Raw genomic sequence first — 16,762 nt, forward strand, 5'->3', positions numbered from 1 at the left:
TGGCGGATAACTCAGGCGAAAAGCGTAAAAAACAGGGCTCGGTTGAAAGGAGAAGTTGGTGTGAGGGCCGGGCGCTGAGCAGCCAGTGGCGCCCCGTTGGATTGCCGGCGCGGTCAGCCTTCGGCGCGCTGGCGAAAGTCGGTGAGCAGCTGGTGCAGGCGGTGCAGCTCGGTTTCCGATACCTGCTCGGCGTCGAGGTAGCCGTGCAGCCGGGCCAGCAGCGCGGTGACTTCGGCTTCGGGCACGCCGGTGCGCAGGCTCAGGCGGCGCGGATAGTCCATGTCGATGCCGGCGGGCACGGGCTCCTGGAAACGGGTGCGCAGGTAGTCGAAAAACAGGCGGATGCGTAGAGCGGCCAGCGGCTGGTGGTTGCGCCCCTGGCGGTACAGGCCGGCCACGGTGCGCGCAAACTGCAGGCTGGTGTTGGGCAAGGGTCGCAGCGTGGGCACCGGGCGCTGCCGCCGCCGCGCCCCGAGCAGGGCGAAGAGTATGCCGCCGATGAGCAGCCCGTACCAGGCCCAGGCCAGCGCGGGGCTGCGGAGCACCACCCGCAGCAAGGAGTCGTCGCCGCCGCGGCCCTGCTTGTAGAACTCGTCCCAGAGCACCCGGCCCCGGGGCAGATACGACAGGGCGCCTTCGGCAAAGCGCACGTTGCGGCCGTGCAGCAGGCCGTAGTTGCTCAGCAAGGCCGGCGTGGTGCACACGTACAGCCAGCCGCGGCCCACCGGCAGGCGCACCAGCACCGGGCGCTGGCGTTGGTCGGCGGCCAGCACCGCGGCCGCGGCCCGGCGCTGCACCGAGTCCCGGCCTCCGAATACCAAGCGGCCGAGCGAGTCGCGCTGAAAGCTGCTGCCGGCCACGCGCTGGGGCACGCCGGCCACGCGGCCGCGCAGGGCGCGAGCCGTCAGGTAGCAGCGCACGGTGTCGCGCAGGCCGTTCAGGGCAAAGTCGTCGTCGAGCAGCGGCAGGCGCCAGAGGCTGTCGAGGCCGATGTCGTCGGCGGCCAGCCAGACGGTGCCGCCGCGCTGCAGGTAGCGGTGCAGGGCGCGGCCGTCGGCGGGGCCGGGGCGGAAGCTGCTCTGCAGGAAAAAGTACGTGGCGGGGGCCGCGGCCGAGTCCTGTAGCACCTCGTAGGGCGAGAGGCGGGTGGCCTGCACCGGGGCGCCCGTCAGCGTGGGCAGCAGGCGGTAGAGGGCGTAGGTGTCAAGCGGGTTTTTGTGGTCGTTGCGGTAGGTGGGTGTCCAGTCGAGCTGCTTGGGCGCGGCCAGCAGCACCAGCGCCCACACCAGCGTGAGCACGCCGAGCACCGTCAGGGGCCAACGAATGGAGCGGAGCATCAGGCGGCGTGGTTGCGGGTGGTCAGATCGGTGAGAAACGCCCGGCGTTCGGCCTGCACCTGCGCGTACTGCTCGCGGCTGAGCGCAAACTCCCCGTACCACACGTACTCAAACTCCCAGGTCAGCTTGCCGAAGGCCGGGGCCAGGGCCGGGCCGTTGCGGCGCAGCTCGGCGTCGTAGTGGTGGTTGGTTTTCTGCGGCTGCCAGTCGATGAGGGTGCGGTCGGTGAGGGCCTTGAGCACCAGCAGGTAGCCCAGGCGGGTGGCCAGGCGCCACTGCCCGGCTTCTTCGGCGGCGCGCAGGCGGTCGGGCAGAGTTTCCTCGTGCACGTCGTCGGCCTCCACGGCGTAGGGCACCGGCACGCGCCGGCCGCGGCCGCGCAACCACTCGCCGGGCTTCAGGCCCAGCAGCTGCAGCACCACCAGCACCAGGGCGCCCAGGGCCAGGCCGTAAAAGAAAATCTTCCAGTAGATGCTGCTGCCGGGGCCAAAGACCGTCCCGAAGATGCGGCGCAGCAGCTGGTAAAACCAGCGCAGGATGGGGTTATCGGGCGGCGGGGGCTGGCGGTACTGCAGGTCGTCGTCGGCGCGCAGGCGCTGCAGCTCGGCGGCGCTGAAGCGGCGCACGGCGGCGGGCGGCGGGCCCGGCGGCAGCACGGCGGGGGCCCGCTGAGCCGTTGTAGGCCCGGCTTTCTGCGCCGGGGCGGCCAAGGGCGCCCCGGCCAGGAGCAGCAGCGCCAGTAGCCCGCCAGCCGCGGGGCGGCCCGAAAAGCGGAAGCGAAGCGGGAGCATCAGAGGGCTTGGTCGCCGTAGCTGGGGCGGAACAGGTCGTCGGCGGCGGGGCCGTCCGGGCCGGTGGGGCCGCCGGGCGTCTGACCCAACTGCTCGGCGCGCCACTGCAGGCTCACATGGTCGCGGCGTTCCACCAGGTTGAAGTATTGAAACATCAGCAGCACGTACACCGTGGGCACGAGCAGCAGGTTGATACCCAGCTGCACCGCTTGCAACACGGCCACGGCGGTAAAGGCGGCTTGCGTGTCGGCGGCCTTCAGGCTGAACCCGGCGGTGAAAATGCCCAGCACCACGCCCACCCCGGCCGACAGCATGCCGATGGCCATGCTGGCCACCATGTACAACCCAAACGTCGACCACCATTTGCCGCGGATCAGCTGCAGGCAGCGGCTGAAGATGCTGCCCAGGTCGGCGTCTTCGAACACCACCACGCTGGGCAGCAGCAGCACCGCAATGCTGAGGTAGATGCCCGGCAGCAGAAGCAGAAAATAACCGAGCACCACCAGCACCCCCGCCACCAACGAGTAACCGATCAACGGCAGCAGATACCGCTTGCCTTCGTCCCAGGCCTCGCCGGCGCTGATGGGCACGGCCGGGTCGGGCTGGTACATGCGCCGTTTCACGAAGCCGTAGAGCATGGCGTATTGCACCAGCAGCGCGGCCAGCATCAGCACCACGAGGCCGAACAGGGCTGGCATCATCAGCACCGCTTGGCTGCTCGCGCCCGACGAGTTGCCGAACTGATTGAAGCGGAAACTGCGGCCGAACACCGTCATCAGCACCGCCAGCGGCACAATGGCGGCCAGCAGGGGCAGCAGCAGGATGCGGTACATGTTGCCGCCGTGCTTGCGCAGAAAGGCAATGGTGGCCTCAAACTTCTGGCCGAAGTCGCGCAGGCGGTAGTAGTCCTGCGGGGTGGCGAAGCTGCGCTGCGCCTCGGATTGGTAGACGTACGTGGGCGTAGGAGTGGCCATGCGCGAAAGAAATCGGGGTGAACAGGATGCTACAGCGGCCGCTCGTCGTCGGGCGCGTAAAACGAGTCGGGGGTGAGGGCGGGTGCCGGGGCGGCTTCGCCGAGCCGGGCGGCGCGCCACTCCAGGCCGGGGCTTTCCTTGGCCTCCACGATGCTGAAGTAGTTAAACGCCATCAGCACGTTCATTACCGGGTTCAGCAAAAACATGCCCGTGGCCGACAGCAGCGAGAAAGGCAGGCCCACCAGGTGGTTGTCGGGGTTGGTGGCCATGAAGTAGCCCAGGGCCATGGCCGGCACAATCAGCAGGCTCAGAAACAGAAAGCCGTAGACCACGGCCAGGGCAAACGTCGACCACCAGTAGCCTTTGATCAGGTCGAAGCAGCGCGAGATGCCGCCTTCCTCCTCCAGAAATACCACCGCCGGCAGCAGCGTCAGAGCCACGGCCACGTAGATGCCGGGCAGCACCAGCAGCAGCACGGCAAAGCCCGTAATCATGCCCCCGACAATGGTTTTGCCGAAGTACGCGCCGGTGTTGCTGGTGGCTTCCCACACGTCGGCCACCGTCAGCTCGCGGCCCGGCGTCTGGTAGTGCTGAATGCGCAGGCGCAAAAAGCCGAAGGTGATGCCCGTGCCCACGATGATGGCCACGCGCTGGCAAATGCCGCCGACAAAGCCCACGGCCGTGTCGTTGCCGGTGGCGTAGCCGGCCGCTTCGATGATAAAGCCCAGCAGCAGCCAGGGGCCGGTGTAGCGCAGCAGCGCGGCGAAAAGCACGCGGCCGTGCTGGCGCAGCAGCTGCGCGGTGGCTTCCCACTTCTGGCCGAAGTCGCGGGTCTGGTAAAAGTCAGCCGGCTGGCTGAAAGTGGTAGCAGTGGCGTCGGCCACAACGGTGGTAGAAGTGTTCATATAGGCAAGCAGGGTAAGAAAAACAAGGGTTAGGGCGCTTCCGCGTCGGCCTCGGGCAGCGCGAAGCCGCTGCGCCGGGCCCGCCGGTGCAGCCGCCAGGGATACACCACGAAATAGCCGATAATCAGCACCAGCGAGAGGGCAATAACCGGCGCGCTGATGGCCACCGGGTGGCGCGGGGCCAGGCGCGTGACGAAGCCCTCCAGGAAAGCGGCCAGCACGATGAGCGGCACCAGGCCGGCCATGAGCTTCACGGCGTCTTGGGCGCCGCGGCGCAGGGCCTCGCCCCGCGGGTAGCTGCCCGGAAACAGCAGGCTGCCGCCCAGCACCAGCCCGGCCCCGGCGGCCAGCACGATGCAGCTGATTTCGATGGTGCCGTGCAGCCAGATGGCCAGCGAAGCCCGAAGCCCCACGCCCTGCGCGATGAAAAAGTACTGGAAGCTGCCCACCATCACCGCGTTGCGAAACAGCAGGTAGAGCGTGCCCAGCCCGGCCGTGGCGCCGAGCGCGAAGGTGGCCAGGGCCACCCGCACGTTGTTGTAGGCAATGAAGAGGAACATCTCGACCTCCGGGGCGGTGCCGTACACGTCGGTGGGGCGGCCGCGGCGGATGTTCTCCAGGGTCATGTTCACGTACCCGTCGCTGAGCACCAGGCGCACGAAAGCATCGTCTTCGGCCGCCGACAGCGCCCCCAGGCCCGCAAACAGCAGAAACAGCCCCAGCGCGGTGAGCAGCGGCTTCCAGTGCCGGGCCACCAGAAGGGGCAGCTCCGTGAGCCAGAAGTAGCCGAAGCCGCGGCGCCGGGCCGCCGGGCGGCGGTACAGCTGCTCGTGGAAGCGGCTGGCCAGCTGGTTCAGGTGCTGCGTGACGGGCGAGGTCGGGTAGAACGTGCGGGCGTAGGCCAAATCGTCGGTGAGGGCCACGAAACGGGCGGCCAGTTCCTCGGGCGTGGCCGCCGGCTGGTGTTCGTAGGAATGCCACCGCTCTTGGTTGCGGCGGATGAATACAACTTCGCGCATAAAAAACCACCCGGCCGGCCGGACCGGGCGCAGAACATGCCCGGAAGATGGTAGTTTTGACCGTAGCATCCAACTATTTGCCGGCGCTGTATGGCTCTCTTGCGCATTCCCACGACGCAGAACGTCACCCTCGAATACGAAACCGCTTCCGTCGGGGAGCGGATTGCCGCCACCCTGCTCGATGGCGTGATTATGGTCGGCTGGGTTATTGCCTGGATCCTCATCAGCGTGTACCTGCTCGGGCTAGACGGCGACTCGTCGCGCAACGGCGGCACGGCCTTCGTTATTTTCATCTTTGCGCTGGTGCTGCTGCCCATGTTTCTCTACCACCTGCTGAGCGAGGCGCTGTTGCAGGGGCAAAGCATCGGCAAAAAGGCGTTGAAGATTCGCGTCATCAGCCTCAACGGCGCCCCGCCGCGCTTCACGCAGTACCTGCTGCGCTGGGTGTTGCGCCTGGTCGACGTCGACCTGATTTACGGCGTGGTGGCCATGGCCTGCATCCTCGGCAGCGGGCGCGGTCAGCGCCTCGGCGACATGGCCGCCGGCACCGCCGTGGTGCGCCTGAACCGCCGCGCCACCGCCGCCGACAACTCCCTGTTCGGCTCCGACTTTGACCCCGCCTACCAGGTTACCTTCCCCGAAGTCGCCAGCCTGGCCGACCACGACGTGCGGCTGATTCAGGAACTGGTGACGCAGAGCGAGCAGCGCGGGGCCACCCACATCTTGGCCGACGTGGCCCAGCGGGTGCGTCAGCTCACCGGCATCCAGACGTACCTGCCCGACCACGAATTCCTGCTCATCGTGCTGCGCGACTACGCCCACCTGGCCGGCCAAACCGCCGAGCGGTAGCGTCGGGTACGCGGCGCGGCGGCCCTTGGGACGGCGCCAACTTCCCCCGGCCGCCTGCGTACTGCCAGAAGCCGGGGCGGTAGCATTCCACCCGGCGTACCGATCCGATGAACAACGAGTCCAGCTTCCGCCAAAACCCCGACGAATTCCACGGCCTCGGTGCCGAGGACAATGCCGAAAACCTGCAGCGCGGCCGCCAGGCCGCGCACCAACGCCCCGAGGACGGCCAGACGGGCCAGCCCACCACGGGCCATACCAATGCCCCCAACTACGGCGAGTTTGGCAAGCCCGAAGACGCGGCGGCCACCCCGGCCCAGCCCGAGGGCTTTGTGCCCCGCTACGGGCAGGAAGACCCGCCCCAGCTCGACGACACCCACCACGGCGACGACCGGTTCCGCCACAGCGGCACCCGCAACTGGAAAACCGACGAGCCCGCCAACCCCCACCAGGCCAAGCCCGGCGAGTGGTCGGACATCGACGACTAACTCCTGGCTACTCCCGCCAACAAAAAGGCCCGCTGCACTCTGCAGCGGGCCTTTTTGTTGCGGATGCGTAGCTGGTTATTCCTTCACCACGCGCAGCACCGTGGCGCTGCCGTCGGGCAGTTGGGCGCGCACCAGGTAGAGGCCGGCCGGCAGCTTGGCCGCCTCGCTCCAGCTGATGGTGTTCGGGCCGGCGCTGAGGTGGTCGGCCGGGCGGCTCAGCAGCAGGCGGCCGGCCACGTCGTAGAGGCTGAACGTTACCTCGTTGAGCGTGGCGGGCACGGTCAGCGTCAGGTGCAGGCCGGTGCTGCCGAAGGGGTTCGGCAGGGCCGCAAACTGCAGGGCCTGGGCCAGCGCGCCCTGCTGGGCCGTGGTGGTAGTGGGCAGCAGGTAGGTCATGATGCTGGCGCTGCCGGCCAGGGCGCTGCTGCCGTCGCGCAGTTCGATGAGCTGGGTGCCGCCGCAGCCGTTGGACACCTTGATGTCGTCGACGTACCAGCCCTCGAAGGCGCTGGGGCTGCCCTGGTCGGTGCGCACGCGGAAGCGCACGCGCAGAGCTTGGCCGCTAAACGAAGTCAGGTTCATTACCGAGCGGATGAAGGCGGTGCTGGTGCCCGTCACGCTGCGGCCCGTGAAGCAGGGCACGCCGCTCGTGCCGGTGGTCGAGGCGTCAAACGTGCTGTTCGGACCGTTTTCGATGAAGTACGGCGCGGCGTTGGTCCACGTCACCCCGTTGTCCGCCGACAGCTCCACCGAGCCCCCGTCGTAGGAGCCCTCGAAGTTGTAGAAGTGGTTGAAGGTCAGCGAGGAAAGCCCCGTGGGCGTAAACGGCGTCGAGGTCAGCACGTAGTCGGTCGGCGTGGTGGGCGCCGTGCCCCACCACGAGCGGGTCGGGCTGCTGGCCATGGTCGTGCTGCTGGTCCAGCCAGCGGTGCCGCTCAGGGCCGTGCTGGCGAAGCCGCCCAGGGTGTTGCCGTCCCGGTCGTCGTTGACGGGCAGCGCCGGCGTGCAGCCCGCCGAAGCCTGGGACTGGGCCCGCAGGTGGAAGGTTTTCACCTGCCCAGGCGCCGTGAACTGGATGTTGGAGAAGGTCACCGTGTTGCCGCTGACGGTGGCCGCGGGCGTGCTGCTCACGTACTGCAGGCCCGTGGGCAGCTGGTCGGTGAGGGTGTAGGCGGCGGTGGGCACGGTGCAGTTGCAGTTCAGTTGCAGGGCCACGTCAAACGTGTTACCCGCCATCAGCGCGGTGGTTTTCTGCAGCGTCACGGGCGGCGGCATATCGTAGGCCGCAATCTGGTCGGTGGCGCTGTTAGAGGAACCCTGCACGGCGCTGTAGCCCATGCCGCGGCGGGCAAACGCGCGCCAGATCGAGCAATGGTACTGCCCGCCGTAGAGCAGCGAGTCGGCCGACAAGATGGCGTCGCGCGCGTCGAGGAAGCCGGGCATGCAGGGCTGCAGCTTCATGCCCTGCATCACCAGTTGCAGGGCGGCCACGTTGCCGCCGGTGCCGGCGCTGTTGTAGAAGTTGCCGGTGAGGCTGCCCTGCTGCTGAATCACGTTCCAGGTCATGTCCCAGAGCACGGCGGTCCAGATTTCGCCGATGGCGTGCACCTCCGGGTTAGTGGCCACGTCGGCGTAGGTGAGCGGGTTCACGCTCAGCGAGGTGGAATAGGGGAAGCGGCGGATGCCGGCGCCGGTGTTGGCTTGGCCGGCGGCGTAGGTGCCCACCGTGATGGCGCGGGGGCCGTCGTTGATGGTGGCCGCGGTCCAGTCGGTGTTGAGCATCAGCGCGAGGTAGTCGCTCCAGCCTTCGCCGCCCTGCTCGGCGTTGCCGAGGCAGCTGGCGTTGGAGGGGCCGCCGGTCAGGCGGTTCGACACGCCGTGGCCGTACTCGTGCACCATGATGCCGCTGTCGAAGTCGCCGTCGAGCTGCGGGCCGGGGCGGTTGAGCGTCACCTGCACGCCGTCGCTGGCGCGGGCGGTGATGAGGGCCCCGTCGGCCTGCGAAATCATCACGGCCGGGATGGTGATGGTATTGTCGGTGCCGCCCATGACGATGGGCGCGCCGGCCACGTTGTTAATCACGATGGCGGCAATGGCGCCGGCCAGCTGGGCGTTTTTCACCTTGGCCGGGAAGCCGCAGGCGCCGCCGCGGGTAATCAGGGCAATTTTGCCGGTCAGCGAGGGGCCGCTGTGGGCCACGCAGGCAATGTTGGTGGCCGGGCTGCTGCCCGCGTCCACGTACAGTCCCACTTGCCCCGATATCGGGCCGAGGTTGGCCAGCTTGTTGGCCGTGCTGAAGTTGCTCTCGCGCGACTGGTACGAGCCGGCAATAACCGAGGGCGCCGTTACCGTGATAGGGGCCGGCGCGGCGCTCCACAGATACATCTGCATGCGGCCGCTGCTGCCGTCGGGCGGGGTGTTGAAGTTGGCGTTGTTGGTGCCGTTGCCGTCCTGGGCTTCGGCCAGCACGTGGTCGTTGCCGTTGCCGCCGCGGCCGATGTTGTCCTTCTGGAAGTTGCCGGCCGCCTCCGTGAACCCGTACTGGTACAGCACGTCGTGCGTGATGTTGTTCCAGTAGAAGAGGTTGGTAACGGCCGCGTTGCGGTTGAGTACCACCGAGGGCGCCTGCGCGAAGTCGGGCGTGTAGCCGAAGGTGAGCGTGGTGCCCGTGGTGGTCGACGGGGCGTAGTTGCCCGGGGCGTTCAGGCGGGCCGCGTCGTCGTAGGCCGACACGTTGTTGCCGCGGGTGAAGGCGTAGTCGGTGGTGCCGTCGTAGTGCCAGCCGTGGGTGGTGGCGTTGTTGCCGGCGCCAGCGTTCAGCCACGGGTCGGTTACCGTTTGCAGGCCGCCGGTGCTGTTGGGGTTCAGGCGCGGGTACGGCACCACGAAGTACGAGGCCGTGGTGGTAGCGGCCGGGAGGTAAGCCGCTGCGTAGGGGTGGCGTGCGACTGCCGCGGCTACCGCCGGTACGGCCGCCGTCGGGGCCGCTGCGGCGTGATGCTGCGCGTCGTCGTGCGCTTTTTCTTCCACCGTCCAGTTGTCCTGCCCGATGATGGTGCCGCTGGCCGCGTCCACCTGCACGTTCCACCAGTCGGGGCTGTTCAGCACGTCCACGTTCACGTTCCAGGCCAGGTGCGGCCGGCCGGCGGGGTCGAGCACCCAGGCCAGGCTGGCCACGATGTCGCGCTTGGCCACGCCCGTCGGGGCGAAGTATTGCCGGGCTTCGGGGCCGCCTTCGTTGCGCAGCAGCGCGGGCTCGGCGCCGCCCGCGGGCAGCAGGTGCCGCACGGCCCGGGCCACGGCCCCGGCCGCCGACACCACCGGCGTGGCCGGCAGGGCAGCCAGCGGCTTGGCCGGCACAAAGCTGCCGGCGTGGTGGGCGAGGCGCCCGCGCACGAAGGCCAAAGACAACACGCGGTTGTACACCGGGATGCCGCGGTGCACCTGCTGCACGTACACGTGCTCCAGGCCACTGGCTTCGGTGTAGGCGTCGGTGAGGCGGAAGTCTTCGGCCGAGAAGCCGTTGCCGGCCCACAGGGCGCGGGTGTCAGCGGCTCGCTTGTAGGCGCTTTGGGTGGGGAGGGTTTGGGCGTGCAGCGCAGCCGGCAGCAGCAGCCCCAGCGTGGCCAGGGCCAGCAGGGTAGAGGGTTTCCTCACGGGCAGAATAGTTCGGGGAATTGCGAAACTGACGCTTGGTGGAAGCGTCCACCGCATCGATTTCTAAAAATACAACGCGCCGCCGACTAAATGCTTAGGCGGCGGGCAAAATCGCGCCGCCCCGGGCGGCGTATTCAGCGGCGCGCGGGGCCTTGCGCCGTGATGACGACGTGGTCGAGGTACCGGCCGGTGCCGGGCAGCTGGCGCGCGGCCAATTGCTGGTTGGAGGTCTTTAATTCGGCGGCGTTGCCGACGATGCGGAACGTTGCTAGCAGGTAGCATTTGGCCGCCACCGGCCGGCCAAGGTGCACGGCGGGTATCCAGCGGTATAACCGCTGACTCAGCGCCTGTCACACTGCCTGGTCGCAGTCGGGCGAGAGGCCCTGCCCCACCAAGAAGTCCCGGGCCTGCCCGTCGGGGCCGACCACGTACGAGATGAGCACGTCGCGCTGGCGCTGGTCGCGCAGGGAGCCGAGCGGGTAGCGTAGGGGCCGCGCCAGTTGCGCCACGTCGTGGGCGCAGCTGCCCAGCAGGCGCGGGGCCCGCGTCGGCCGCAGCAGCTGCCAGCCGGTTGGTGTTTGCAGCCAGTAGCGGGCGGTATCGGGCCGGACGAAGACGATGCGGCTCGAATCGTGGTCGAAGGGTAGCTCGGGCTGGCCTTGCTCGTCGAAGTATTCCCACCTACCCATCGGGCGGTTGTCGCGCAGCTTGCCTCGTTCGTATTTGTTGCGGCCGGGTTTAAGAGCCTGTTAGGCGCTTGCGCGGCTGCCAACAACCAGCAGCCCTAGGGTAATCAGGATAGCAACGCGAATAAGCATAGGCTGGCTAAAATAACAAACGGCGCGGAAGCCCGGCCCGTTGGCCCGCTCCCGCGCCGAATGCCGGCGGCCGCCCAAAAATTAACCGGCCGTGTGCTGCAGCTTGTTTTTGCGGCCGGCGCGCAGGTGGCCGCGCTCCTCGCCCTGGGCCAGCAGCTCATCGTCGCGCTCGGTTTTCTTCACCCAGCTCACCGAGTAGAGGTCCTTGCGCCGGTCGCGCAGGTTGCGCACGGCCCCGGAGGTGTTCAGGTCCTTGAGCAAGTCCAGGTCGAGGTCGGCGATGAGCGTCATCTCGGTGTTGGGCGTGGCTTCGGCCACGATGGCGTCGTGGGGGAAGGCGAAGTCGGAGGGGCTGAACACGGCCGACTGCGAGTACTGAATGTCCATGTTCTCGACGCGCGGCAGGTTGCCCACCGAGCCGGTGATGGCCACGTAGCACTCGTTTTCGATGGCCCGGGCCTGGGCGCAGAGGCGCACGCGCTGGTAGGCGTTCTTGGTGTCGGTCCAGAACGGCACGAACAGAATCTTCATGCCTTCGTCCGAGAGCATGCGCGAGAGTTCGGGGAACTCCACGTCGTAGCAGATCAGGATGCCGATTTTGCCGAAGTCCGTATTGAAGCACTGCAGCTTGTTGCCGCCGCGCATGCCCCAGTACGAGGCCTCGTCGGGCGTCACGTGCAGTTTGTACTGCTCGTCCACGGTGCCGTCGCGGCGGCAGAGGTAGGCCACGTTGTGCAGCTTGCCGTCCTCGTAGAGCGGCATGGAGCCGGCCACGATGTTGATGTTGTAGCTCACGGCCAGCTCCATGAACTTGGCCTTCAGCGGTTCGGTGAAGGCTGCCATGGCGCGGATGGCCACCGAGGGCGAGTCCTCGTTGGTGAGGGCCATCAGCGGGGCGTTGAAGAACTCCGGGAACAGCACGCAATCGGCCTTGTAGCCCGACACGGTGTCGACGAAGAACTCGATCTGCTGGAACAGGTCCTCCAGGCTCTTGGTGCCGCGCATCTGCCACTGCACAATGCCGATGCGCACGTTGCTCTTCTGGTTGCCGATGAGCTTCTCCGAATCCTCGTCGTAGTACACGTTGATCCACTCCAGCAAGGTGGCGTAGGCCTTGGAGTCGCCGTCGTAGGGCAAGTACCCGCGGATCAGCTTGCGCACGTAAAAGTCGTTGGCCAGCTGGAAGGTGAGGATGGGGTCGGTCAGCTCCTTGTTGCGCACCATCTCCACGTACTTCTGCGGCGTCATTTCCTCCGCGTACTTGGCGTAGCCGGGGATGCGGCCGCCGGCCACCATGGCGCGCAGGTTCAGGTTTTCGCAGAGCTCCTTGCGCGCGTCGTAAAGACGGCGGCCCAGGCGCAGGTTGCGGTACTCCGGGTCCACGAACACGTCCACGCCGTAGAGCGTGTCCCCGTCGGGGTTGTGGGTGTTGAACTTGCCGTTGCCGGTAATCTTGGTGTAGGTGTGCCGGTCGCCGAAGTCGGAATACTGCACGATGATGGCCAACGCCGCGGCCACCACGCGGCCGTTGTCCTCGATGCAGATCTGGCCCTCGGGGAATTTCTTGAGCAGGGCGTTGTACTCGTCCTGGGCCCAGGCGCCTTCCATGTTGGAATACACCTGGTCCATGATGTCGCGCACGGCCTTGTAGTCGGAGCGGCGCAGGGCGCGCAGCACCAGCTTGTGGGCCGCGGCGCTGGCCGAAGTGGCCGGGGTGTCTTCGCCGGTTACCGTCGCCACGGTGGTAGCGCCGGTTTTTTTGTCGGACTTATCGGCGGCCTTTTTGGCCTGGCCGTTGGATTTGGCGGAGGAAGTCGATGCCATGAGTGCGAAAGGTGAAACGCGCAGCCAAAAGTACGGGACCCGCGGCGCGCAGTTGATAGCAACGTCAAGCGGCCCGGCGGTGTTCCGCCGGGCCGCTTTGTTTCGTGGGCGCTGCCGCGTCGACGAGGCTTAGTACCGCACCACTTTGCCCACTGCTGTAGCGCCGTCGACTTGCCGCACGCGCAATAGCAGCGTGCCCTGCCAAGCCGGATTTAGCGTTAACGTCGAGGCCCCCTGCGGCTGCTGAAAACGGCCCAAAACCCGCCCCGCGAGGTCGGTAACGGCTACTTCGGCGGCCGTGGGCAGCTGCAGCCGCACGGCTTCGCCGGCCGCCGCCGCGGTGGGCCAAGCGGTCAGCGGGGCCGCTGCCTTGCCCGCTGCGGCAGCCGTGGGCAGCTGAATGCGGCGGTAAATGTCGCGGTACTCGATGCTGGTAATGACTTCCTGCCCAGCCGTGACGGCAGTGCTGATGGTGAGCACCGGCACGTGAATGGTCTTGGCCAGCCACTTGTACTCGCGGCGCACCGGCAGGGTCAGGCCCTGCCCGGGCGTGCCGCCCACGGCGAGGCTGTCGTGGTCTTCGAGGCGCGTGACCACCCGCACCGTCTGAAACGTGCCGAAGGGCGTGGTGAGCGTGCCCCAGGCATCGACGCGGTTGACGCGCTTGCGTCGTTGCGAGAGGTAGCCGGTGCTGGCAATGATGGCCGGCGTCTCAAAAAACGAGTTGCTGGAGTCGGGCGCGGAGCTGAAGCTGAGCGGGAAGCGGTAGATAACGTCCTGCAGCGCCTGGCTCTGGTAAGTCACCGGCAAGCCGAAGCCGCTAACGGTGGCGCCGAAGCCCACGGAGCGAAAATCGGCGTTCGAGAGGTTGTAGAATTCCACCGGGTCGGTGATGGGCAGGCCCGCGCCCACGGCCGGCAGCTGCTGCGGCGACACTAGGGTGGCGCGGTTCACGCCGCCCAGCGGGCCGAAGGCAAACTGCAACGTGGTGGCCGTGGTATTGATGTTGGCGTAGCGCTCCACCCGCTGGGCCGTGGGCGTGAGGGCCGCGTAATTCCAGGTCTGGTTGGCGCCGCGGCGCGTCAGGGGCGGGGCCGAGGCGGGCAGCACCGGCGCGGCCTGGCTCAGGCGCAGCGTGTCGCCGATGATGGGCATGTCGGTGCGGTCGATGCTGGGCGAGGTCTGGGCTTGGGCCAGCGGAACGGCCCCGAGCAGCAGGGCGGCAAGCGGGTAGAGAGTGGGGCGCATAGGCAGCAAGGGGCGGTTAGGGCTCAGCAAGATACGCAGCCGGGCGCGGCGACAAAAAAGCTCCGCCCGGCCGAAGCCGGGCGGAGCCGTAGCAGCGGCGCGGGCGCCGGACCTTACACGCTCATTTCGGGCACGCCGGCGTCGGGTACCACCAATCGGCCGGCGGTGGCCTGCTGAATCTGTTCCACCGTCACGCCCGGGGCCCGCTCGCGCAGCACGAAGCCGTCGGGCGTCACGTCGAGCACGGCCAGCTCGGTCACGATTTTCTTCACGCAGCGCAGCCCGGTGATGGGCAGCGTGCAGTCGGTGAGCAGCTTCGAGGAGCCGTCCTTGGCCACGTGCTGCATGGCCACGATGATGTTTTTGGCCGAGGCCACCAGGTCCATGGCGCCGCCCATGCCCTTCACCATCTTGCCCGGAATCTTCCAGTTGGCAATGTCGCCGCGCTCGGACACTTCCATGGCGCCGAGGATGGTCAGGTCCACGTGCTCCCCGCGAATCATGCCGAACGACTCGGCCGAGGAGAAAATGCTGGAGCCCGGCAGGGTGGTGATGGTTTGCTTGCCGGCGTTGATCAGGTCCGGGTCCACCTGGTCGTCGGTGGGGAAGGGACCCATGCCCAGCAACCCGTTTTCGGACTGCAGCACCACCTGCACGCCCTTCGGGATGTAGTTGGCCACCAGGGTGGGAATGCCGATGCCGAGGTTGACGTAGTAGCCGTCCTTTACTTCTTGCGCGATGCGCTTGGCAATGCCGTGTTTGTCTAACATGGGGTGGGAAGTAGCGGGTTATTTGGCCTCCGGGGCCGGGGAAGTCACCGCCTCGCGCACCTGCAGCTTGAACTTGGCCGGCAGGTCGCGGGCGGTGGTGTTGGGGTATTTCTGGGTGTAGAGCAGGGCTACCACCTTCAGCTTCGGGTCGACCCAGTACGTGGTGCCGAAGATGCCGCCCCACTCGTAGCTGCCCTCCGAGAGGCCGGATTTGGCCGCCGTAGCCGCCGTGGTGACGCTAAAGCCCAGGCCAAACTTGTTGCCGCCCTGCTCCAGCGCGCCCATCTGGTTGCTGGTCATCAGGCGCACCGTAGCGGGTTTGAGCAGGCGCCGGCCGCCGTACTCGCCCTCGTTGAGCAGCATCTGCAAGAGCACGGCGTAATCGTCGATGGTGGACGAGAGGCCCGCCCCGCCCGAAAAGTAGGTGCCGGCCAGCTTGGGGTAGTCGGGCTGCATGTGGCCCCAGGCCTGCATGGGCGCGAGGGTTTTGCCCGGCCCTTCCTCGGTGTAGAGCCGGGCCAGCCGGGCCTGCTTGTCGGCGGGCAGGTAGAAGTAGGTGTCGCGCATGCCCAGGGGCTCAAACAGGCGCCGGCGCAGGAACTGGTCGAGCGGCTGCCCGCTCAGCACTTCGATGAGCCGGCCCACCACGTCCACGCTCAGCCCGTAGGTAAACCGTTCCCCGGGCTGGTGCAGCAGCGGCAAGGGCCCGAGCTTGTCCATGGCCGCGGCCAGGGTGCCCTCGGGCGAGCCAATGCCGCTCGGAATGCCAGCTTTGGCGTAAATGGCCCGCGCCTCCGGGCTGCCGATGACCGGGTAGCCTAGGCCGGAGGTGTGGGTGAGCAGCTGCCGGATGGTTATTTCCGCCTTGGCCGGCACCGTGGTGTAGCTGGAGTCCTGGGGGTTGAACGAGGCCAGCACCCGCGGGTGGGCAAAGGCCGGCAGGTACTTACTCACCGGGTCGTCGAGCTGAAACTTGCCCTCGTCGTAGAGCAGCATCAGCCCCACGCTGGCCACGGCCTTGGTCTGGGAGGCAATGCGGAAGATGGCCTCGGGCTGCAGCGGCGTGCGGGCCGCCACGTCGGCGTAGCCGAAGGCTTTGCGGTAGAGTACCTTGCCGTCCTGGGCCACCAGGGCAATGACGCCCGGTTCCTTGCCCGCCGCCACGTACTCCTGCAGCAGCGCGTCGAGGGCCGGGTGGGCCTGGGGCTGCGCCACGAGGGTGCGGGCCGCCAGGCGCGCGGCCTTGCGGACCGGCGCCGCGGTTTGGGCGGCGGCACCCGGCCCGAGGGCCAGCGCGAGCAGAAAAACGGAAACGACCTGTTTCATGGGAGCCAAGGCGCGGTCAGAAACCTACTGCGCGGCGCGGACCGTGCGCTGCTCGATGCGCTTCTCGTAGTTTTTGCCCTGGAAAATGCGCTGCACGTAAATGCCCGGCGTGTGAATCTGGTTGGGGTCCAGCTCGCCGGCGGGCACCAGCTCCTCCACCTCGGCCACCGTGATTTTGCCGGCGGCGGCCATCATTGGGTTGAAGTTGCGGGCCGTGCCCTTGTAGATGAGGTTGCCGGCGGTGTCGCCCTTCCAGGCTTTCACCAGGGCGTAGTCGGCGTGCAGGGCGGTTTCGAGCAGGTACATCTTGCCGTTGAACTCGCGGCTTTCCTTGCCCTGGCCCACCTCGGTGCCGTAGCCGGCCGGGGTGTAGAAGGCCGGGATGCCCGCCCCGCCGGCCCGGCAGCGCTCGGCCAGGGTGCCCTGCGGAATCAGCTCCACTTCCAGCTCGCCCGAGAGCAGCTGCCGTTCGAACTCGGCGTTTTCGCCCACGTAGCTGGAAATCATCTTCTTCACCTGCCGCTGCTGCAAGAGCAGCCCGATGCCGAAGTCGTCGACGCCGGCGTTGTTGGAAATGCAGGTCAGGTTCTTCACGCCCAGGCGCAGCAGCTCCTGGATGCCGTTTTCGGGAATGCCGCACAGGCCGAAGCCGCCCAGCATCAGCGTCATGCCGTCGGCGACGCCCTGCAGCGCAGCCTGCGCGTCGGACACTACTTTGTTGATCATAGGGTTGGGAATGGGGAAACGAGCGAGTCGCCA

The 16,762-nt window shown here is 67.6% G+C and carries 15 protein-coding genes; 2 read left to right on the forward strand and 13 right to left on the reverse strand.

Annotated features, from left to right (window positions below):
- Positions 1 to 113: 113 nt before the first annotated feature.
- The 5 genes from LJ737_RS08995 to LJ737_RS09015 are packed head-to-tail and all read right to left on the reverse strand — an operon-like array spanning position 114 to position 5,026.
- Positions 114 to 1,337 carry a DUF4350 domain-containing protein gene (locus LJ737_RS08995; protein ID WP_227764846.1) on the reverse strand — a complete coding sequence of 408 codons (1,224 nt, stop codon included), beginning with the start codon at positions 1,335 to 1,337 and terminating at the stop codon, positions 114 to 116.
- Complete coding sequence (locus tag LJ737_RS09000; RefSeq protein ID WP_227764849.1) at positions 1,337 to 2,128, reverse strand: DUF4129 domain-containing protein; 792 nt, start codon at positions 2,126 to 2,128, stop codon at positions 1,337 to 1,339. The genes LJ737_RS08995 and LJ737_RS09000 overlap by 1 nt, the downstream gene beginning before the upstream one ends.
- A complete protein-coding gene (locus LJ737_RS09005) occupies positions 2,128 to 3,102 on the reverse strand; it encodes a hypothetical protein (protein WP_227764851.1) in 975 nt (324 codons plus the stop codon). Before LJ737_RS09005 ends, LJ737_RS09000 begins: the two co-directional genes overlap by 1 nt.
- A 29-nt stretch (positions 3,103 to 3,131) precedes the next feature.
- Positions 3,132 to 4,007, reverse strand: coding sequence for a hypothetical protein (locus tag LJ737_RS09010; protein WP_227764853.1), 876 nt, complete (start codon positions 4,005 to 4,007; stop codon positions 3,132 to 3,134).
- 29 nt (positions 4,008 to 4,036) lie between these two features.
- Positions 4,037 to 5,026, reverse strand: a complete 990-nt coding sequence (locus LJ737_RS09015) for a stage II sporulation protein M (RefSeq protein ID WP_227764855.1) — start codon at positions 5,024 to 5,026, stop codon at positions 4,037 to 4,039.
- Between the two features lie 90 nt (positions 5,027 to 5,116).
- Between LJ737_RS09015 and LJ737_RS09020 the strand changes: the two genes are divergently transcribed.
- Together LJ737_RS09020 and LJ737_RS09025 are read left to right on the forward strand one after the other, a co-directional pair.
- Positions 5,117 to 5,875, forward strand: a complete 759-nt coding sequence (locus LJ737_RS09020; RefSeq protein WP_227764857.1) for an RDD family protein — start codon at positions 5,117 to 5,119, stop codon at positions 5,873 to 5,875.
- A gap of 107 nt (positions 5,876 to 5,982) precedes the next feature.
- The gene (locus LJ737_RS09025) at positions 5,983 to 6,360 is read left to right on the forward strand and encodes a hypothetical protein (protein WP_227764859.1); all 378 of its coding nucleotides are present in this window, start codon (positions 5,983 to 5,985) and stop codon (positions 6,358 to 6,360) included.
- 75 nt (positions 6,361 to 6,435) lie between these two features.
- On the opposite strand, the gene LJ737_RS09030 is transcribed toward LJ737_RS09025, so the two are convergent.
- The 8 genes from LJ737_RS09030 to LJ737_RS09065 form a co-directional block, all read right to left on the reverse strand.
- Positions 6,436 to 10,017 (reverse strand): M36 family metallopeptidase, encoded by a 3,582-nt coding sequence (locus LJ737_RS09030; RefSeq protein ID WP_227764861.1) that lies wholly within the window; start codon positions 10,015 to 10,017, stop codon positions 6,436 to 6,438.
- A 134-nt stretch (positions 10,018 to 10,151) separates the two neighbouring features.
- On the reverse strand, positions 10,152 to 10,328 hold the full coding sequence (locus LJ737_RS09035) for a hypothetical protein (protein ID WP_227764863.1): 177 nt from the start codon (positions 10,326 to 10,328) through the stop codon (positions 10,152 to 10,154).
- 39 nt (positions 10,329 to 10,367) lie between these two features.
- Positions 10,368 to 10,706: a hypothetical protein gene (locus LJ737_RS09040; RefSeq protein WP_227764865.1), complete on the reverse strand. Its 339-nt coding sequence runs from the start codon at positions 10,704 to 10,706 to the stop codon at positions 10,368 to 10,370.
- Between the two features lie 210 nt (positions 10,707 to 10,916).
- Complete coding sequence (locus LJ737_RS09045; protein ID WP_410779949.1) at positions 10,917 to 12,464, reverse strand: carbon-nitrogen hydrolase family protein; 1,548 nt, start codon at positions 12,462 to 12,464, stop codon at positions 10,917 to 10,919.
- Between the two features lie 324 nt (positions 12,465 to 12,788).
- Positions 12,789 to 13,907: a hypothetical protein gene (locus tag LJ737_RS09050; RefSeq protein ID WP_227764869.1), complete on the reverse strand. Its 1,119-nt coding sequence runs from the start codon at positions 13,905 to 13,907 to the stop codon at positions 12,789 to 12,791.
- A 113-nt stretch (positions 13,908 to 14,020) separates the two neighbouring features.
- Entirely contained in the window at positions 14,021 to 14,677 is a 657-nt protein-coding gene (locus LJ737_RS09055; RefSeq protein WP_227764873.1) for a CoA transferase subunit B, read from the reverse strand.
- An 18-nt stretch (positions 14,678 to 14,695) separates the two neighbouring features.
- Entirely contained in the window at positions 14,696 to 16,003 is a 1,308-nt protein-coding gene (locus LJ737_RS09060; RefSeq protein WP_227764874.1) for a serine hydrolase domain-containing protein, read from the reverse strand.
- 24 nt (positions 16,004 to 16,027) lie between these two features.
- Positions 16,028 to 16,729 (reverse strand): CoA transferase subunit A, encoded by a 702-nt coding sequence (locus tag LJ737_RS09065; protein ID WP_227764877.1) that lies wholly within the window; start codon positions 16,727 to 16,729, stop codon positions 16,028 to 16,030.
- Positions 16,730 to 16,762: the final 33 nt, after the last annotated feature.

This window comes from Hymenobacter sp. 15J16-1T3B (assembly GCF_020711235.1).
In the GTDB taxonomy this organism is placed as follows: Bacteria; Bacteroidota; Bacteroidia; order Cytophagales; family Hymenobacteraceae; genus Solirubrum.